The 20,622-nt window shown below is 35.7% G+C and carries 16 protein-coding genes and 1 pseudogene; 11 read left to right on the plus strand and 6 right to left on the minus strand.

What is annotated here, in order from left to right:
* Nucleotide 1 precedes the first annotated feature (1 nt).
* Genes ACN0QX_RS04465 through hemB form a run of 4 tightly spaced genes read left to right on the plus strand, consistent with a single transcriptional unit; the run spans nucleotide 2 to nucleotide 3,401 of the window.
* On the plus strand, nucleotides 2-538 hold the full coding sequence (locus ACN0QX_RS04465) for a GNAT family N-acetyltransferase (RefSeq protein ID WP_248396667.1): 537 nt from the start codon (nucleotides 2-4) through the stop codon (nucleotides 536-538).
* Nucleotides 528-1,430, plus strand: a complete 903-nt coding sequence (gene hemF, locus ACN0QX_RS04470; RefSeq protein WP_248396670.1) for an oxygen-dependent coproporphyrinogen oxidase — start codon at nucleotides 528-530, stop codon at nucleotides 1,428-1,430. The genes ACN0QX_RS04465 and hemF overlap by 11 nt, the downstream gene beginning before the upstream one ends.
* Nucleotides 1,421-2,407 carry a DUF4421 domain-containing protein gene (locus tag ACN0QX_RS04475; protein WP_417195689.1) on the plus strand — a complete coding sequence of 329 codons (987 nt, stop codon included), beginning with the start codon at nucleotides 1,421-1,423 and terminating at the stop codon, nucleotides 2,405-2,407. Before hemF ends, ACN0QX_RS04475 begins: the two co-directional genes overlap by 10 nt.
* A gap of 1 nt (nucleotide 2,408) precedes the next feature.
* A complete protein-coding gene (hemB, locus tag ACN0QX_RS04480) occupies nucleotides 2,409-3,401 on the plus strand; it encodes a porphobilinogen synthase (RefSeq protein WP_417195690.1) in 993 nt (330 codons plus the stop codon).
* Between the two features lie 53 nt (nucleotides 3,402-3,454).
* On the opposite strand, the gene ACN0QX_RS04485 is transcribed toward hemB, so the two are convergent.
* The gene (locus ACN0QX_RS04485; RefSeq protein WP_417195691.1) at nucleotides 3,455-4,492 is read right to left on the minus strand and encodes a sensor histidine kinase; all 1,038 of its coding nucleotides are present in this window, start codon (nucleotides 4,490-4,492) and stop codon (nucleotides 3,455-3,457) included.
* A gap of 200 nt (nucleotides 4,493-4,692) precedes the next feature.
* Here ACN0QX_RS04485 and ACN0QX_RS04490 point away from each other — a divergent pair, with 200 nt between their 5' ends.
* From ACN0QX_RS04490 to ACN0QX_RS04505, 4 genes are all read left to right on the plus strand, one after another.
* Nucleotides 4,693-5,778 (plus strand): CNNM domain-containing protein, encoded by a 1,086-nt coding sequence (locus tag ACN0QX_RS04490; protein ID WP_248396679.1) that lies wholly within the window; start codon nucleotides 4,693-4,695, stop codon nucleotides 5,776-5,778.
* Nucleotides 5,778-6,257 (plus strand): methylated-DNA--[protein]-cysteine S-methyltransferase, encoded by a 480-nt coding sequence (locus ACN0QX_RS04495; RefSeq protein ID WP_417195692.1) that lies wholly within the window; start codon nucleotides 5,778-5,780, stop codon nucleotides 6,255-6,257. Before ACN0QX_RS04490 ends, ACN0QX_RS04495 begins: the two co-directional genes overlap by 1 nt.
* Nucleotides 6,258-6,351: 94 nt before the next feature.
* Nucleotides 6,352-7,506, plus strand: a complete 1,155-nt coding sequence (locus tag ACN0QX_RS04500; RefSeq protein WP_417195693.1) for a serine hydrolase domain-containing protein — start codon at nucleotides 6,352-6,354, stop codon at nucleotides 7,504-7,506.
* 3 nt (nucleotides 7,507-7,509) lie between these two features.
* Nucleotides 7,510-8,223: a 3'-5' exonuclease gene (locus tag ACN0QX_RS04505; RefSeq protein ID WP_248396685.1), complete on the plus strand. Its 714-nt coding sequence runs from the start codon at nucleotides 7,510-7,512 to the stop codon at nucleotides 8,221-8,223.
* Between the two features lie 196 nt (nucleotides 8,224-8,419).
* On the opposite strand, the gene ACN0QX_RS04510 is transcribed toward ACN0QX_RS04505, so the two are convergent.
* The gene (locus ACN0QX_RS04510) at nucleotides 8,420-10,486 is read right to left on the minus strand and encodes a GEVED domain-containing protein (RefSeq protein ID WP_417195694.1); all 2,067 of its coding nucleotides are present in this window, start codon (nucleotides 10,484-10,486) and stop codon (nucleotides 8,420-8,422) included.
* 301 nt (nucleotides 10,487-10,787) lie between these two features.
* Entirely contained in the window at nucleotides 10,788-15,104 is a 4,317-nt protein-coding gene (locus ACN0QX_RS04515) for a reprolysin-like metallopeptidase (RefSeq protein ID WP_417195695.1), read from the minus strand.
* Nucleotides 15,105-15,270: 166 nt separating this feature from the next.
* Between ACN0QX_RS04515 and ACN0QX_RS04520 the strand changes: the two genes are divergently transcribed.
* From ACN0QX_RS04520 to ACN0QX_RS04530, 3 genes are all read left to right on the plus strand, one after another.
* Nucleotides 15,271-16,962 carry an ABC transporter ATP-binding protein gene (locus ACN0QX_RS04520; protein WP_417195696.1) on the plus strand — a complete coding sequence of 564 codons (1,692 nt, stop codon included), beginning with the start codon at nucleotides 15,271-15,273 and terminating at the stop codon, nucleotides 16,960-16,962.
* Nucleotides 16,963-17,363: 401 nt separating this feature from the next.
* A complete protein-coding gene (locus ACN0QX_RS04525; RefSeq protein WP_417195697.1) occupies nucleotides 17,364-18,032 on the plus strand; it encodes a hypothetical protein in 669 nt (222 codons plus the stop codon).
* Between the two features lie 3 nt (nucleotides 18,033-18,035).
* On the plus strand, nucleotides 18,036-18,653 hold the full coding sequence (locus ACN0QX_RS04530) for an outer membrane beta-barrel protein (RefSeq protein ID WP_417195698.1): 618 nt from the start codon (nucleotides 18,036-18,038) through the stop codon (nucleotides 18,651-18,653).
* Nucleotides 18,654-18,748: 95 nt separating this feature from the next.
* Here the strand turns inward: ACN0QX_RS04530 and ACN0QX_RS04535 are convergent, their stop codons facing one another.
* From ACN0QX_RS04535 to ACN0QX_RS04545, 3 genes and pseudogenes are all read right to left on the minus strand, one after another.
* On the minus strand, nucleotides 18,749-19,402 hold the full coding sequence (locus ACN0QX_RS04535; protein ID WP_417195699.1) for a CoA transferase subunit B: 654 nt from the start codon (nucleotides 19,400-19,402) through the stop codon (nucleotides 18,749-18,751).
* A 42-nt stretch (nucleotides 19,403-19,444) separates the two neighbouring features.
* Nucleotides 19,445-19,798 (minus strand): annotated as a pseudogene (locus ACN0QX_RS04540) (four helix bundle protein).
* A 27-nt stretch (nucleotides 19,799-19,825) separates the two neighbouring features.
* On the minus strand, nucleotides 19,826-20,527 hold the full coding sequence (locus ACN0QX_RS04545; RefSeq protein ID WP_417195700.1) for a CoA transferase subunit A: 702 nt from the start codon (nucleotides 20,525-20,527) through the stop codon (nucleotides 19,826-19,828).
* Nucleotides 20,528-20,622: the final 95 nt, after the last annotated feature.

Below are 20,622 nucleotides of genomic sequence, written 5' to 3' on the forward strand. Positions count from 1 at the left end.
TATGAAGTTAAAAACAGAATCCTTTTCATTGGAAGTCTTAAAACCACAAGATGCGCAAAGCTTAAGTCGGTTAATGATTTCCAATGGAAAACGATTTCAACAATATCTGCCTAAAACCTTATCTGAAAATTTATCTGAAGCAGATTCTAAAAATTATATACAGAGAAAAACAAAGCAAATAAAAAATAAAACGGAGTTCACTTTTGCCATTAAGGATATTGATTCTGATGATGTTGCGGGTTTAATTATATTAAAAAATATAGACTATCAATTAAAACAAGGCGAATTTTCCTATTGTTTAGGTCAGAAATATTCTGGACGAGGCTGGATGACACGAAGTATAAAAGCTGCAAAAAACTTTGCTTTTAATGAACTAAAACTAAAATCCTTACAGATAATCATCCATAAATCCAATCTGGCCAGCATTCAGATTGCCGAAAGAAATGGCTTTACTTGGATAAAAACCTTGGACAATGAATATGTTTCGGGTAAATCGGTTTTAGATATGGAACTATACGAATTACAGTATGAAAAATAAATTCTACCAATACATTCAAACATTACAGGATACCATTACAGCTAAATTAGAAGCGGTGGATGGTAAAGCTACATTTCAAGAAGATATTTGGAAACGACCAGAAGGTGGTGGTGGACGAACACGTGTTATTGAAAATGGTGCTGTTTTTGAGAAAGGTGGTGTGAATATTTCTGCTGTTCATGGCAAATTACCAGACTCCATGCAAACCTATTTTGGCGTGGAAGATGCTGATTTTTTTGCCTGCGGATTAAGCTTGGTTTTGCATCCAAAAAATCCAATGCTTCCAACCGTTCACGCTAATTGGCGCTATTTTGAAATGTATGATAAAGATGGAAATATTGTAGATCAATGGTTTGGTGGTGGACAAGATTTAACACCCTATTATTTATTTGAAGAGGATGCAATACACTTTCACCAAACCTGTAAAACGGCATGCGATAAACATGATCCGGAGTTTTACCCAAAATATAAAGCCAGATGTGATGAATATTTCTATAATACACATAGAAATGAAGGTCGCGGTTTAGGTGGTTTATTTTTCGATTATTGCAAAGCTACCGAAACCATGAGCATGGAAAACTGGTATAATTTTGTAACCGAAGTTGGCGATAGCTTTTTAGAAGCTTACGTGCCTATTGTAGAAAAAAGAAAAAACCTACCCTTTACATCAGAACAACGCACCTGGCAAGAAATTCGTCGTGGTCGTTATGTAGAATTTAATTTGGTTCATGATAAAGGCACCCTTTTCGGACTGAAAACAAATGGTAGAATAGAAAGTATTTTAATGAGTCTGCCACCTCATGTTCAATGGGTTTATGATCATCATCCAGAAGCTGGTAGTGCCGAGGAAAAGCTCCTTGACGTTTTACAAAATCCAAAATCATGGGTTTAAAACGTGCTATAATCATATTATTTATTGCTTTTACAACAAGCCCACTTTTTGCACAGGACAGCATTCCAGAAATTATTTACCTAAAACAAACAGAATACAAAGAACTATTTCCTAATAGAATTACAGCCCGCTTGTTTTATGTAAACACCTCCAATTCTTTAGAGCTTAAGGACAGAAATTCCGATTTGTTTTTCAAACTAAATCCGAATAAACAAAATAGAATTGGTGCTTCTATATCGTTTAGATCGCTTACCATATCGTATTCGTTTGCTCCGGATTTCCTTTCAGAAAATAAGGATAATGACGACTCTAAACTCTTTAATTTAAATTTAAGACAATACTTTGGAAAACATTGGATGCAAACACTGGATGTGTTTTCAGAAAAAGGATTTTATCTGTCAGATGGCAGTAACTCGGCATATTTTCCAAAATTTAAAAACTTTAAAATAGGCGGAAGTACATCCTATATTTGGAACGAAAACTTCTCGTTTCGTGCTATTGTAAGCCAAGATGAAAAACAACTTAAAAGTGTTGGCAGTTTTATTCCTAGATTTGTTTATTATTACTCAAAATTCTCTTTAAAAACAGAAGATAATTTTCTTGATAGCGACTACTATACTTTTGATATTGCTTTTGCTCCTTCCTATTATTACAATTTTGTCCCTACAAAAAACCTATTTATTTCGGCTGGAGCTTCGGTTGGAATGGGGTTAAATTATTCCACGTCAGACGAGGAAAGTCTATTCTCATTATTAACGGAATTAAATTTTAGAGGCGCAATAACTTATGATATTAATGACTTTTATTTAGGTGCTGATTATAGTTACCTCATTATAAATCACAATACAGACCGAGAAACCTATGTAAAGGATGATATCCCTTTTTTTCAAATCTTTTTAGGCTACCGGTTTAAAGCTCCTAAAAAATTGGTTTATAAAACGGAAGAATTAAATAAAAAAATAAAGCTAAAAAAATAATATGTATCCATTAAAAAGAAACAGACGTTTACGTAGCAATGAAGCTATTCGCTCGTTAGTTCGTGAAACTATAATAACGCCAAACGATTTTTTAGTACCACTTTTTATAGTTGAAGGTAAAGGCGTAAAAGAAGAAATAGCATCCATGCCAAATTATTTTCGCTATAGTTTAGACCTTTTGGAAAACGAAGTAAAAGAGCTTTGGAATCTAGGTTTGAAATCGGTTTTGCTGTTTGTAAAAGTACCTGATAATTTAAAAGATAATAAAGGAACGGAAGCTTTAAATCCAAACGGTTTAATGCAACGTGCCATTAAAACGGTTAAGAATACTTGTCCAGATATGCTGGTTATGACTGATGTGGCTATGGATCCATATTCCTCTTATGGTCATGATGGTGTTGTAAAAAACGGCCTAATTTTAAACGACGAGACTGTTGATATATTAACAGATATGAGTCTGTCTCATGCTGAAGCTGGCGCCAATTTTGTAGCACCAAGTGATATGATGGATGGTCGTATTTTAAGCATTCGTGAAGCTTTTGAAAATAACGGTTTTCACAATACAGGAATTATGAGTTATTCAGCTAAATACGCATCGGCTTTTTATGGCCCGTTTCGTGATGCTTTGGATTCTGCACCTGTAGATATGGAAAATGTCCCAAAAGACAAACAAAGCTACCAAATGGATCCAGCAAACCGTTTTGAAGCCATCCGAGAAACCGAAATGGATATTGACGAAGGCGCTGATATGGTTATGGTAAAACCGGGTTTATGCTATTTGGATATTGTTCGTGAAATTAAAAATGCGGTTGATGTTCCTGTTGCTGTTTATCAAGTTTCTGGCGAATATGCCATGCTTAAAGCAGCTGCCGAAAAAGGCTGGTTAAATCATGATGCCGTTATGATGGAACAAGTAACAGCCATTAAACGTGCTGGAGCAGATGTAATTGCTTCCTACTTTGCCAAGGATGTGGTAAAATTATTAAACAAATAAAAAAGCAAAAAACCTTACAGTTCAGAAATTCATAGCTGTAAGGTTTTTTTATATTATTTAGGAATGGATACCACAAATTGCGCACCTGTACCTTTTCCTGCACTATAAGGCTCAAGCGTTCCACCGTGTTTCTCTACTATCTTTTTAGTTAAATAAAGCCCCAATCCTGTTGTTGGTTCGCCACTAGTTCCTAAATGACCGGGCACAAATTTTTTGAATAAAGTGCTTTTTGTGCGATCGTTAAAACCAATTCCATAATCTTTTATTATAATTTTCACCTCATTTTTGGTTTCTTCACCTGAAATACGAATTTCACCGTTTTTTTGCGAAAACTTAATAGCATTATTTACTAAATTTTCAAAAACCTGTGTTATCCCATTGGCATGTCCACGTATGGATAATTGAGCGGGTAAGTTGATACCAATAACCAACTGTTTGGCTTCAATAGGTTTTTTATAGGTGTGAATAATGGCATTAATAATTTCAGAAGCCGATAGCATTTCAAAGTTTTTAGATGATATTTCAAGATGTTTTGCCTTCAAAATTTTAAGCATATCTTCTAAAAATTTCACTTGTTTAGTAGCAACCTCGTTTAATAGCGTAATATACTCTTGCCGTTTTTGAGGATCATCACCATCTTCTTTTAAAAAATCAATAATACCTAACGTTTGTAAAACAGGTGTCCGTAAATCGTGCGAAATGAGTTCAATTATGTCTTGTTTTTCTTGATCTACCTCATCCAAACGCTCAATAGTAAATTGAATGTTTCTTAACATTTCCCCTACCTCATCTGTATAATTGGTAGGTAAATCTGGCTCTGTTTTGTCCTGAACAAAAGCATTAAGTGCATTTTTACCTTTTATAATGGGGTCTAATAATGCATCTAAAACTTTTAAAGTTAATGCCGTTGCTCCCAACGTTAAGCCTAACGTAATAAGTATAAACGTAGTCGTAGAAATTGTTGTAGCAAAAAGCGCATACATAATGATACCTAATAATGGTATGTGGATTCCTAAAAAAGCAACAAAGAGAAATTTATACGAATATTTTTTAAGAAAAGATACTTGCGAAAGTTTGTGATAAGTTTTCATGTATTTAGGGCTTTAGAGAGTATTAAATTGTTAAGACAAGATGAAACTTTTTTTCTACATTAATTACCTTAATGCCTTATATTAATAACCCAATGCCATTTTATAGTCTTAAAAAAAAGCCCACAAACTTTTGAAACTACATTTAAAATCTGAAATTCCCTTACGATTTTGTAAATTAGCAAGAAACTAAAAATACGTTAATGACCACACTCATTCTTTGGGCTACAGTATCTATTTTCTTTTCATTTTTATGCTCCATTTTGGAAGCTGTATTATTAAGTATCACACCTACGTTTATTACTGTTAAAAAACAAGAAGGCAAGGATTATGCGCTCAAGTTGGAAGCGTTAAAAAAAGATGTTGATCAACCACTTATTGCCATTTTAACCTTAAACACCATTGCGCACACTTTAGGCGCCATGATGGTTGGTATTGAAGCTGAAAAATTACCATTTAAAATTGAAGTTTTTGGTATAAATACCGTTGGTATCGTCTCGGCAATAATGACCTTGCTTATTTTAGTCGTTTCTGAAATTATACCTAAAACTATTGGAGCATCCTATTGGAAATCATTGGCTGGGTTTACAGCAACAACGCTTAACATTTTAATGTTTCCTTTAAAGTATTCAGGAATTTTATGGCTTCTACGCCTTACAACCAAACTGATTGGTGGCAGTCCACATGGTAGCGTATTAAGCCGCGAAGATTTCCATGCTATGACCAATTTAGCAGAAGAAGAAGGTGTTTTTCATGAATCTGAAAGTAAGGTTATAAAAAACATGCTCACATTTAAAGAGGTTTTAGCCAAAGACGTCATGACACCTAGAACGGTGATGTCTTTAGAAAATGAAAATCAAACCATCGAAGATTTTTTTAAGAAAAATGCCAACACCAAATTTTCGCGAATTCCTGTTTATACAAAGAAGTCAGATAATATAACAGGACTCGTTTTAAAAGATGAAGTTTTTAAGGAAATGGCTTTTGGAAATGGTGACAAGCTACTTTCAGCTATTAAAAGACCAATTATTATTATAAATCGCAACCTTCCTATTCCCCGCTTATTCGAACAGTTGGTAGAAAGTAAAAACCACTTGGCTTTAGTGGTAGATGAATATGGCTCTGTGAGTGGTTTAGTTACAATGGAGGATGTTATTGAAACTCTTCTAGGTTTAGAAATTATGGACGAAAGTGATGACGTTCCAGATTTACAAGTTTTAGCTAGACGTGGATGGGAAGCGCGCGCTAAACGACTCGGTTTAATTGATAACGAAAAGCCAACCGATTAATGGAACAAGAGCGTTGCATTATAAAATCACCACTTGGGTTCACCCAAATTACAGGAGATCCAGATGGTATTTCGGCTATAACCGTTTTAAATTCCGAAGAAAAACTAACGGATATTATTCCGGAACCTCTTCAAGATTGCGTCTATCAGCTTAATGAATATTTTGAAGGAAAACGTAAGCAATTCGATTTAATATTAAATGCAGAAGGCACCATTTTTCAAAAAAGCGTTTGGGATGCTTTGCGTAAAATCCCCTATGGTAAAACGGTGTCGTATTTGGAACTTTCTAAAAAACTAGGAGACATAAAAGCCATTCGTGCTGTAGCAAATGCCAATGGTAAAAACCCACTTTGGATTGTAGTTCCATGCCATCGGGTAATTGGTTCAGATGGGAGTTTAACAGGTTATGCTGGTGGTCTGCACCGAAAAAAATGGCTGTTAGAGCACGAAAGCCCTTATAAACAACAAGCCTTGTTTTAACCTAACATGTGGCGTAATTATAATTGGTATTAATCACATCAACTACAACAAGCCTCAATAAAAATTCCTATATTTATTTTCTAAATCTTACGGTATGAAATTCCTAAAATCGATCTTGAAATGGATCCTAATTGTTTTTGTTCTACTCATTGCAACCTTGTATATAACCGATACCGATTACCTTATAAAAGCCGTTAGAACTATTTATTTAAAGGGTTATTCCACAGCATATTTAGAAGATTATAAAGAATTTGATAATCAAGTTGTGGAAAATGGCACACCACAACCATGGCCAAATCATCAAGATTATAATAGCGTAAAAGAAACTGAAGCCTTAAATAAAATTAATAATGAAAACGGCACCATTGCTTACGTAATCATTAAAAATGATAGTATTTGGTTCGAAAATTATTACGATGGTTTTGATGAAAGTTCCAAATCCAACTCATTTTCCATGGCCAAAAGTTATGTATCCGCTATGTTAGGAAAAGCACTCATGCAAGGCCATATTAAGAGTTTGAATCAACCTGTTAGTGATTTCCTTCCTGAATTCACAGAAGGTTTAGCCGCCAAATTAACGGTTGGCGATTTATCATCTATGGCATCAGGAACCGATTGGGACGAAGCCTATTATTCGCCTTTATCTATCACTACACGTGCCTATTTTGATGATGATTTAGATAAGGTGATTAACGGTTTAAAAGTCGTGAAAGAACCAGGACAATCTTACACCTATTCAAGTGGTGACACCCAAATGCTAGCTATGGTTATTGAACGTGCAACTGGCAAAAAACTATATGATTATTTAACCGAATCGTTTTGGAAACCATTAGGTTCAGAAAACGCAACACTTTGGCAAGTAGACAGCGACGATCATGACATGGTAAAAGCATATTGTTGTATTGCTAGTAATGCGAAAGATTTTGCACGTTTAGGCAAACTCTATAAAGATCATGGAAAATGGCAAGGCAAGCAACTTTTAGATTCGGCCTTTGTTGCTAAATCTATTAAACCACGTTTTCCTGCTAGTCCAGAATACGGCTATGGTTGGTGGTTAAAAAATATTGATGATAAGGAATTTTTTATGATGCGTGGCCACTTGGGTCAGTACGTTATTGTGGAACCAAATGACAACGTAATTATTGTAAGATTAGGGCATTCTAAAGGACCAGGAGACGCACTGGCAACGTTTACGCCCGATATTTTTACGTATATTGAAGAGGCTTACAACATGCTTAATAAAAAATAAACCATGATTTCTAAACTAAATCTCGAAAACATTCTATTCCTGGATATTGAAACCGTTCCAGAAACGAGGCATTTTTCAGATTTAGATGAAACCAAACAAATGCTTTGGGACGCCAAATCCAAATACCAACGTAAAGACGAATTTACTGCTGAAGAATTTTATGATCGTGCTGGAATTTGGGCTGAATTTGGAAAAATAGTCTGTATTTCGGTGGGATATTTTAAAATGGAAGGCGATGTTCGCACCTTTCGGGTAACGTCCTTTTATGGTGAGGAAATCAAGATTCTAAAAGACTTCAAAAATTTATTAATTTCGCATTTCAGTGAAAATAAACACTTGCTTTGTGCACATAATGGTAAGGAATTTGATTTTCCATACATAGCACGACGCATGATTATTCATAATATAGAATTGCCTTATAAACTTAATTTATTTGGTAAGAAACCCTGGGAAGTTCCGCATTTGGATACGCTAGAATTGTGGAAATTTGGTGATTATAAAACCTATACCTCTTTAAAATTATTGACTAATGTGTTGGGGATTCCTTCGCCCAAAGATGATATAGATGGCAGTGAAGTCTACCGAGTTTTTTACGAAGAAAACGATATCGATCGGATTATAATATACTGCGAGAAAGATACCATTGCCGTAGCGCAAATTTTCTTACGCTTGCGAGGTGATGAACTCCTTCATGATAACGAGATTATTCATATTTAAGTCTGCAAAAAGGATGGAGCGCATGTTTGAAATCCTTTTTTTATTTTAGAAAAAAGATTGAGTAGCGAGAGCCTGGTTTTTTCTTTCAAAAAATTTGCCCAAAAAACTTAAAAGTATCCATTGTCTTTTTTAACCACAGCAATAAAAAAGTCCAGAGCTTTCACTCTGGACGTTTTCATTAAAAAATAATTTATAATTACTGCTTGATAAAGCGTTTTACTTTCGTTTTCTCACCAATATTTAATTGAATTATGTACATGCCATCATTCAATTCTGAAACATTAATGGTTTCGGTAAATACGCCTTTCATTACTATTTGACCAAGCATATTCGATATTTGATAACTTTGTGCTTCTAATCCATTTAAAGCGATATTCAATGCTTGCTTTGTTGGATTTGGATATAGAGTAAACAAATCATCCGTGGACGATGTTACGGTTCCAAGACCTCGAGATGCACCGCCAACACAGAAGTTTGTTGTTTGCGAACTTGTAAAAGAACCACCACTTGCTAATGTTGTAGTTCCAGCTTTTAAAGTATACGAACCATTCCCGTATGAGCAGCAAATACCATCGCCATAAACATCTCTAACAACTAATGCATAACAACCTGCAGGTAAATTGACATCAATATTTAAGGTAGAACCATCTGGTTGCGAACCATACGTACCGCCAGAAGCTACAGTAGTGCCACCATCAAGGATTGCCCATGAGGTTTCTTCCGGGTAATTATCAAAGGTAATGGATAGACTAACGGTTGTATCACCACCAGAATTTCCACCACTTACAATATTTACTGTGTAATCTTCCACTTCGCCATAACTAAATGTTTCACAAGATGTTGGAATAGCATTGTATTTCATAGCCACACGCATTCTGGTTTCACCTAATGTAGCCGATGTAGGAATTGTAAAACTTCCGCTTACAGGACTTGTTTTAGAAGCTGATCTAGACCATACCTGCTCACCTGAATCGGTAAAATCGCCATCTTGGTTATAATCTATCCATACAGCGTATCCTTCATTATAACTAGTTCCTGTCCAGGTAGGTGTTACGGTAACTGTATAATTATTTGCTTTGGTTAAATTAGTGGAAGTTGCGGTAAAGTCTGAATAGGATTGTGCGCCAGAAGCCTTATTAATGGTTCCTAATTGCACACGTGAAATGTACTCGTCATTGACACTGTTTCCTTGAGCGCTACAGTATTGAGAACCTGTTTGACATGGCTGACACGATGAACCTCCGCAATCTACACCCGTTTCAGTTCCATTTTGCACACCGTCATTACATGTTGGTGTTGTTGTACTACCGCCACATTTTTCTGATAGTGCTAAAGATCTTCTAGCACCTCCAGCATTCAGCACCGCGCGCATTCTGTTTTTTTGTCCCGCTGTAAATAAGTTCATACAAGAATCGTTTGTATAATCCATATAGTTTTGAACCATATCTGCAGATCCACAAGAAACGCGTCCTGTTGGACAACCTCCATTTGAGGTTTGATGCGTAGGAGTATCACTAACAAAATCGTTTCCACAATTAGCATCTCCCCAAATATGTCGAAGATTTAGATAGTGTCCCACTTCGTGTGTGGTTGTACGTCCGCCATCAAAGGGAGCGGATACATTTCCAACGCGACCAAAATAGTTATAAGCCATTACAACGCCGTCTGTAGCAGCATTTCCGCCAGGAAATTGGGCATAGCCTAAAATGGTGTTTCCACCACTAGTCATTTTTGGTACAATCCACATATTAAGGTATTCAGAGGTATTCCAAGGGTTAACACCACCTTGCGATGATTTTTTCATGTCATCAGTTGTTCCCCAATCTTGACGTGTTGTAGACTTTCTAGTAATTCCTGATGTTGCATTTCCATTAGGATCAATAGACGCTAAGCAGAATTCAATTTGGGTATCAGCCGCTTGAGACCATGTGTTATCTGCATCTGGATTTGTACGTCTAAAATCTTCATTTAAAACATCTAATTGCGATTGGATTTGTGCAACACTTATATTTTCTGTACTGTTTCTGTATAGTACATGTACAACAACAGGAAGTGTTATTATAGAACCATCGATTCTATTATTTTCCATCTGTTGGATTTGGGTTTGCGTAAACGCTTCAATTTGCGCCATGCGTAGTTCGAGACCTGGGTCTTGTTGTTTTCGGTATTCCAAGTTTTCCATAGTTGAGCAATTGCGTTCTTGGGCAAAAATCGCGATGCTAAACAGAAAACACATAAAGAATAATGTAGTAGGTTTTTTCATGTGAAATGTTTAAAATTTTAAGTTAATAATTGAATTATTCTACACGAATGTATTTTAAAAATGATAATTTCAAAATATAATAGCCTTATTTTCGTTGAATAACCATTAGAAAAAATTCTTTACGGTTTTACCACAACAGGTTTGAAGAAAAAACTTACATTTTTTCATGTCTATTCAGTTTGAAATTTTCACAATTAGCAACTTAAAAAGTTTGATTTACACAATTTAAATTAAAAATATTCTCATAAAAAAACGCCCAGATTTTTCAACCTGGACGTTTTTACTTCAATTTAATTTATACCTATTGCTTAATAAAACGTTTCGTTACTATACCGCTTTCCGTTTTAAAACGAATTTGATACAATGCTGTTTCTAAATTACTAACATCAATAGTTCCATTGTTCAACGCGCCTTTTCTAACCATTTGACCAATGCTATTAAATACTTCATAGGTTACATCTTGAAAGGTTGTTTTAATATTTAAAACGTTTCCTTTTACAGGATTTGGATACAAGGTAATATCTTGTTCTAATTGAGGCGTATTCATATCAACCACCTCACGTGAAGCCGACTCTATACAGAATACGGTTGATTCAGAAGCCGCAAAACTACCACCAGACGCTAAAGTTCCCGTAGACCCCGTTAAAGTATACGAACCATTTCCGTACGAACAGCAAATACCATCGCCATACGCATCGGTAATTGTAAACGTATATTCGCCAGCCGCCAAACCACTAAAGGTTCTGTTAACGGTTGAGCCATCTGGATTTGATGTGGAATAGGTTGCAGATGCAACTGTCGTTCCCGAGGCATTTTTAAGCGTCCAACCCGTTTCTTGAGGATAATTATCAAAGGTTAAACTTAAGGTAACGTTACCTACGTTACAGTTTCCACCTGTTCCACCTCCTCCAGTGGTTAAACTTATATTATCAATGGCTAAATCAGCCTGCCATGTTGTTCCAACGTTTCTATTAAAACGCAATTGAACGGTTCCACCAACATAAGTTGATAAATCCACACTTACCGATTGCCAAGAATTTCCTTTATTCCCCGACTCATTCCAAATAGAAGTCCAAGATGTGCCATTATTCGTACTCGCTTCTAACGCAATAGTCCCAAAGTTATTTGAACCATACATGTGGTATTGGAAATTGAATGTTGCAGCATTCTCGGCTGACAAATCAAAACAAGGTGAGTTTAAAATGGCCCGTTTGTTGGGATAATTAGGACTCGATGCCTCCACAAAAATATAATAACTGCCTTGAGCCGCACTTGATGGTCCTGTGTTGCTTGAAGGCGTTCCGTTTGCATCAACGGTCCAGTTCGCATCATCAGCAGTGGATTGTGTCCAAGCGCCTAATGTGTTTTCAAACCCTTCAGTATACGGAAATGCCGAAACACTTCCTGAACAACCTGTGTTTGTAATTGGTAAGGTGGTAACGTTTACCGGATTACTATAGTCTGAAATATTTCCCGCAGCATCTTTAGCTCTTACTCTAAATGTATAAGCCGTGTTCGCTGTTAAGCCCGTTACTTGTCTCGTAGTTCCAGAAACACTAGCAATAATAGCGGAACCTTGATATACATCATACCCTGTGACTCCTACATTATCAGTGGACGATGACCAGCTCAAACTCGTACTTGTTTGCGTTGTATTAGTTGCAGATACATTAGCTGGCACACTTGGTGCTTGCGTATCTGGCGGATTTAATGTTGTAACATTTACCGTATTACTAGCAACGGACACATTTCCTGCGGCATCTTTAGCGCGGACACTAAATGGATATGATGTGCTGGCACTTAAACCAACTACAGCATACGATGTTCCAGAAACGGTTGCAATAATACTAGCACCTTGATAAACATCATAGGCCGTAACGGCAATATTATCAGTAGCGGCATTCCAACTTAAATTGGTTGTTGTTTGCGTTGTGTTGGATGCTGATAAATTGGTTGGCGCACTTGGCGCAACGGTGTCAGGACCTTGAGATTGAATTACGATGGTATAATCTTCAACTTCGCCATAATTAAATGTTTCACATGGTGTAGGAATTCCATTGTATTTCATGGATACACGCATACGTGTAGAATTTTCAACAGCACCTGCAGGAATGGTGAAATTACCACTTACAGGTGTTGTTTTTGAAGCTGCACGCGTCCAAACTTGCTCGCCTGCATCATTAAAATCGCCATCACGATTGTAATCAATCCAAACAGAATACCCTTCATTATAAGTAGTGCCTGTCCATGTTGGTGTTACTGTTATCGTGTATTGTGTACCTTTAGTTAGCGTTGTGGTAATACCTGTGAAATCTGAATAAAATTGCGCTCCAGAGGCATTATTTATGGTGTTCAATTGCACACGACTAATGAATTCGTCATTCACATTCGTACTTGCTGACGAACAGTAATTTAGTTGCACATCCGTGGTTGTGAAGTTGATTGAACTGCTATAAGCTGAACTACTTCCACCACTACATTTACTGCGAACTTGCGCTTCATACTGTGTTAAACTACTTAATCCTGAAATAGATGTTGAAATTCCAGTTACATTATTTGTTGTCCAAGTTGTTGTTCCTGTTTGACGGTAACGTAAATCGTAAGTCGCTCCTGAAACAGCACTCCATGATAGGTTTGCCGAATTAGAATTAACACCAGAAGCATTTAAACCAGTTGGTACTGTAGCATTACAAACTACTTGACCAGCAATGGTGAAATTACTGTTAGAAATATCGAAGAAAATATGATTACTTCCCTTAACCATGATACGGTTTTGATTCCCTTGATTATTTGGAACAACCACATTTTGAGCGCCATCATTTGGAACATTTGTTGCTAAAACAATCGGATAGGTATCGCCACCATCGGTTGATAAAAAGATATCCACATTAGTAGCATTCACGCCATTACCTGTAGTTCCGGCAACATTCCACGTTACGTTTTGCGTACTTCCTGCAGACCACGTTACATTAGAGTTTGGTGCGTTTACTACAAATGGACCAGCTGTTCCATTTACCGTTACAACCATATCATCACTATTATTGGCTGCACCTCCAGCTTTATTATCTCTAACCGTCATACGGAAATTTAATGTTCGTGCTACATTGGGAACCGCTTCCCATTGCCAAGATGTACTCCCTGACTTAATGGTAGATAACCTTGGAAAATATCTTTTTGTATCCGTTGAAGGATTATAAGAACGAAACGCTACACCAGTTGTTGCTGTCGTGCTAGGGTACGTTGTGGCTGCGTTGTTTTCATCAAATTGTTCCCAGCAATACGTTAATACATCACTAGAATTAGCATCAGAACCTGAACCATTTAAAACAAAAGGCGTTCCTTTTGGAATGGTATAATTAGAGCCTGCATCGGCTGTTGGAATGGCATTTCCCGTATTGGTATTGGTCTGACAACTTCTTGATTTAATATAATTAGTAACTTGCTGAATAGAGAAGGCATGAAAATAAGGATCACTATTGGATTGCACATCTGTAGCTCCCGTAATTCCGGCATAACCCATAATTGTTGTACCACTTCCCGGCTCAAAATGCGCATTGGTACTTTCATTTCTAAAAGAAAATGTATGGTTGGCACCAAATTGATGACCCATTTCATGGGCTACATAATCAATATCAAATGGCTCACCTTCTGGATCTGTTCGCGAGGTAAAAGCACTTCCTTTTTGTCCATTCACGCAAATACATCCTATACAACCCGCGTTTCCATTATTGGAGTCGCGTGCAAATAGGTGACCAATATCATAATTAGATTCCCCAATCACACTTGTGAGTGTTGATTGTAATTGACTATTATAATTTGACGACGAATAAGGGTCACTACTAGCATTGGTATAAATAACATTTGTATTATTAGGAATAACAACCATGGTTACATTAAAATCGTTTTCAAAAACACCATTAACACGCGTCATTGTTGCGTTTATTGCAGCTAGTGCTAATGCTTTAGTTCCACCATGGTACGCCGTATATTCGCCTGTTGTAGACACCGCCAATCTATATGTCCGCAATAAACCATCATCTGCATTTCGTAAAGAACTACCATCACCCGTAATATTCGTGTTCATAGCATCTGTTACGGTACATTCAAAATCATCTTGCTCAATTCTGCGGTCTTGACGATTAAACGCCACGTATTGACTTAAATCATTAGTATAAGCTTCAATAAAACTTGCGGGTTTATCTGGCGACAAACGCATACTCTGAAAACCTTTAGGCGACATACTAAAGCGAATAACATCCGCTGGATTGTCAATTCCTTGTCCAGCGTACGAACGAATATCAGGAAAACGCGCTTGTAAATCTGGATGCAAAACCGAAGCTTCCACTATCCGAAAGCGCTCCATGACGCCTTGATCATTTGGAAAAGACAAGATAACTTGCGATTGACGCCCAATTTCTTCGCGTTTAGAAACGTTTTGAAGCGATTGCTTTAGCGCGTTAAAATTCAATGAGAAAATCTCTGAATCTGACAAAAGAAGTTTACTGCTTTTAACAGCCTTTTTGCTGACAGCGACTTGTTTTTTCCAAAGTTTATCACTTTGAGAAAAACCTACGCTCATGCTGAATAGAACTAATAAAAAGAATAGTTTTTTAATCATAATTAATTGCTATTTATGTGATTATTTAATGAAATTTTCACGAATTTAATATAAAAATGACCATATTACTTATGTAATTGTTATTTTTTTATTGAAATAAATACAGAATTATTAACATTACGGTTTTACCACAGTAGTTTTGAAGAAAAGACTTACTTTTACATGTATGCAAACAAATAAAATTTTAGAGGTTACCAACTTAAAAATTTCATTTTCTAATAATAAAATTGAAAATGAAATTATTCATGGCATCACATATAGTTTATTTCCAAATGAAATTTTAGGCATTGTAGGTGAGTCCGGGTCAGGCAAATCAGTTTCATCATTAGCCATTATGGGACTACTCCCTAAACAGATTTCTAAAATCACTGAAGGCTCCATTCACTTTGATAATGTTGACTTAACGCAAATTTCATCTAAAGATTTTCAGGACATTCGCGGAAACGATATCGCTATGATTTTCCAAGAACCAATGAGTTCCTTAAATCCTTCAATGCGATGTGGCGAACAGGTTCGGGAGATTCTTTTACAACATACCAATTTATCCAAGTCTGCAGCAAAAACAGAAACAATTAATCTTTTTGAAAAAGTAAAACTACCCAATCCGGAACGTGTTTTTAAGGCTTATCCTCATGAAATTTCAGGCGGCCAAAAACAACGGGTTATGATTGCCATGGCTATTGCTTGTAAACCCAAAATTTTAATTGCGGATGAACCTACAACCGCTCTAGATGTAACCGTTCAAAAGGAAATTATTTTATTGCTGAAAGAACTTCAGCAAACTGAAAGCATGAGCATTTTATTCATTTCACATGATTTATCGCTTATTTCAGAAATTTCCAATCGGGTTTTGGTTATGTATCAAGGTCATATTGTGGAACAAGGATTGGTTACTGATATTTTTAATAAGCCACAACACACGTACACCAAAGCATTAATTAATGCCAGACCAGCCTTAGATGTGCGCTACAAACGTTTAGCAACCATTAAAGATTACATGAATAACACCATTGATAAAACAGTTGTTAACACTGAAGATCGCGCCAGAAATCATGAGAAAATTTATGCAAAACAACCACTTTTAACGGTTAAGAATTTAGAAAAAATCTACTTTTCAAAATCGGGTTGGTTTAAAAAAGATGAAGCTTTTAAAGCTGTCAATCAGGTTAATTTTAACTTATATGAAGGCGAAACATTGGGATTGGTTGGCGAATCTGGTTGTGGGAAATCCACATTGGCAAATGTTATTTTACAATTGGACAAAGCGTCTGCAGGGGAGATTATTTATAAAGGAAACGATATAACCTCCTTACCAAAAAACGCTATTCGAGAATTACGAAAAGATATTCAAATTATTTTTCAAGATCCGTATGCATCGTTAAATCCGAGGATTCCCGTTGGAAAAGCCATTATGGAGCCTATGAAAGTTCATGGCATTGGAACGTCAGATGTAGACAGAAAAACACGTGTTTTAGAATTATTGGAGAAGGTTGGTTTAGATGCCTCGTTCTTTTCGCGCTATCCACATGAGTTTTCTGGTGGCCAAAGGCAGCGCATAGGAATTGCGAGAACCATTGCTTTGGAACCTAAATTAATTATTTGCGATGAATCGGTTTCGGCATTAGATATTTCCGTTCAGGCACAGGTACTTAATTTACTGAATGATTTAAAAGAAAATTTTGGGTTTACCTATATATTTATTTCACACGATTTAGCTGTGGTAAAATATATGTCCGATAATTTAATTGTAATGAATAAAGGAGAAATTGAAGAAATGAATGATGCAGATATCATTTACGCAAATCCGCAAAAGGCGTACACCAAAAAACTTATTCATGCTATTCCAAAAGGATTATAGCATGAATAATTTCTTTGTTAAATACATAAAGCTTTTAATGAATCGTTTGGTGTTTTGAATACTCAAATTCAAGCTGTTTTCATAACGTGTAGGTTGTTCGGGTAGATTTGAGGCAAAATTCATAAGTAGGTTAGGTTTATGTTAGATTTGGGGTTTTTTGCTAATTTAAATTATAATAGATTTGGGGCAAATTATAATTCAAATTTCAAAGGATTCAGTTCAATTCATTAGTTAGGTTTGGGATTGCTAATATGACATATATTTTGAAAGTATCAGTTAAAATACATTATTTTTCGATGAAATACATATTATTTTAACATTTAAGATAATTTTTGAATATTTTTCCTACAAAAAATGTTATTGAAATTTATTTGATTACATTTAAACTTTAAAATTATACGATGAAAAAGTATCTACTTTATGCTTTAGGATTGTTTTGCTTGAGTTGTACTATTCAATATGAAGGTGATACGCGTCTTGTAGCCAATGGGCAATTGCTAGACCGCAATGCCAATCCAATTCCAAATCTTGATATTGAAATTTGGGCTTACACAGATTACAACGGTTCCTATGGAAATTCTAGCGATTTAATTTCCTTAACAAAAACCAATAATTTAGGCGAATTTGAAATGGTGTTTCCAAAAGCCAAAGAAAATATATCTTACGAAATAAAAGCTTTGGACAACACGTATACGTATCAAAACAAAACGGTTTCAAATATTAAAGCTTTCAATTTTGTAGACTATACGTTTTCATCAACCAACCTATTTACTTTGATTGAAATAGATGACATTATGCAGCTAACCATTATTCTGAATAATGTAAACACAGAAAATCAAATTATAGATATTTCCATAGATGGCATTTTGGCTAAAAATCATGTTTATGCGAATCCTATAGAGGAACCTGAACCTTATTATTACGGCAGTTATTATGAAACCGTTGCTAAAAACCAAACGCTTATTATCCATTACGATGTAAGAAATAATAACACACAAACCGTTTCTTCGTTTCAAGAAATACTTGATGTTAGCGATGAAGATATTTATGAATACACCCTAAATTATTAAGGAATGAAACATTTTTTAATAGTGATTCTCTTGTGCCCAGTTTTTGTTTTTGCACAAGAAAATCGCCGTACGGAATTTGAATCTGAGTTTGAACCTCGACCAGAATTCTACATTTACATGATAAATCATAATAATTTTGGCGACAACTATCTATCCGAAGCTAATGATCCAAACTTTCTAGGAGTTGGACTTAAAATAAATGCTTTTAAAGCTTATAATTTTAAAATAGGTATTGGTGGTGAATATATGGAGTATACGGTAACCAACAAAACATTAGGTGGCAACATTAACAAGTCCTTTTATTATGCTGCGTATCTTAAACTGCAATATGAAATAGATTTTAAGGACAGTTGGGCTGTTGAACCTTTAATAGGTATTGGTAGAACTAGAATCCACCAAAAAAGTGGTTCGAAAGATTTCGATGATTTTTACGGAACCGCATTTTACATAGGTAGTAACTTACTCTATAAATTTACAGATCATGTGGCTGTGTATCTAGGCGCAAATTATAATTATACACAGTTTGATGTTAAAACAGCTACTGCTTATAAGGATTTCTTTCAAAAAGCCAATCAAATTCAAGTCCAGCTAGGCTTAATTTTTTCGATTGGCAATAATTAGAAAAACTGTTTTGAATATTTTTTTAAAATGGAATTCCGCTAAAGCTCCATTTAGTTTTGCATTTCTATTTTATGCGAGGGTTAAACTGAATTCGCTCAAATGCTCATTTCAGGGATTGTGCCTTCTATAATTAAAGTGCCTTCCGTTGCTTTTTGAATCTCTTCAACAGAAACACCTGGCGCACGTTCTAAAAGCTTGAAGCCTTTATCTGTAACTTCTATAACCGCAAGATTCGTCACAATTTTTTTAACGCAACCAACACCAGTTAATGGCAATGAGCAACGTTTTAGTAGTTTAGATTCGCCTGCTTTGTTTGTATGCATCATAGCCACGATTATGTTTTCAGCACTTGCCACTAAATCCATAGCACCACCCATACCTTTTACCATTTTGTTTGGAATTTTCCAGTTGGCAATGTCGCCATTTTCCGCCACTTCCATGGAACCTAATATGGTTAAATCTACATGTTGCCCACGAATCATAGAAAAACTCATAGCCGAATCGAAGAAACTAGCTCCTGGTAAGGTGGTAATGGTTTGTTTTCCGGCATTTATAATATCGGCATCTTCTTCGCCTTCAAAAGGAAATGGTCCCATGCCAAGCACGCCATTTTCACTTTGAAATTCTACTTCTATATCGTCTCGCACGTAATTGGCAACCAAGGTTGGAATACCAATTCCTAAATTCACGTAGTAACCGTCTTGAACTTCCTGTGCTATGCGTTTTGCTATTCCGTTTTTATCTAACATGTTTTAATAATTTGAAGATTTGTTAATTTGATGATTTGAAAATTAGCTTTGTTTACTACTTGATATTATTTTCGACATAATTTTAATTATGGATTTCAAATCGTCATTAATTAGTTTGTCTGGCGTTGGATAATGCTGTGATTGTTCACATAACTTTAACCAATACTGTAATTCATCTGCTTCTTTAGCCGCAATTTTAAATTTATGAATAAAATCTTTTTTGCTCTCTGCATTCTGTGCTTCTGCTACGTTAGCACCAATAGATGTTCCACTTCTAAATATTTGAGAAGCCATTTCATATTTATGATTCTTTCAAATTTCTTCAGAAAAATCAATGATATTTAATGATAATTTGAAAGTTAGCGTCACTATAATATTTTCCTTATCGTTCCTCATCTTCAAATTTTCAAATCATCACATCGTTTAATCCCTTTTTCTAACTGTACGTTGTTCAATACGTTTTTCGTAGTTTTTACCTTCAAAAATACGTTGCACAAAAATTCCAGGTATATGGATTTGGTTGGGATTTAGTTCACCAACTGGCACTAATTCTTCAACCTCAACAACGGTTATTTTGGCTGCACCACACATATTGGGATTAAAGTTTCTGGCTGTTCCCTTAAAAATTAAATTCCCAGCAGCATCACCTTTCCAAGCTTTTATAAAGGCAAAATCGGCTTTAAAGGCATGTTCTAATACATACATTTTACCATCAAATTCGCGGGTTTCTTTGCCTTCGGCAACTTCCGTCCCATAACCAGCAGGTGTGTAAATAGCTGGGAAACCAGCCTGTGCTGCACGACAACGTTCGGCTAATGTTCCTTGCGGAATTAATTCCACATCCAATTCACCACTTAACATTTGACGTTCAAATTCATCATTTTCACCAACGTAAGATGAAATCATTTTGTTTATTTGGCGTTTGTGCAGCAATAATCCCAATCCGAAATCGTCCACACCAGCATTATTAGAAATACAGGTTAAACCTTTTACTTCCAATTCTACCAATTTGGCGATACAGTTTTCTGGAATACCACTTAATCCAAAACCGCCAAACATAAAGGTCATATTATCGGTTACGCCTTGCAAGGCTTCGTTAATATCTGCAACTTGTTTATTAATCATAGTGCTGTTTTTTTGCTTCCGAAAAATACAAAATAAAAAAGCCATTCGGAAGGGAATGGCTTTTGAAATTTTTGGGTGTGAATTACTTATCAATA

This window comes from Bizionia sp., assembly GCF_048259285.1.
GTDB lineage: Bacteria > Bacteroidota > Bacteroidia > Flavobacteriales > Flavobacteriaceae > Algorimicrobium > Algorimicrobium hallyeonense.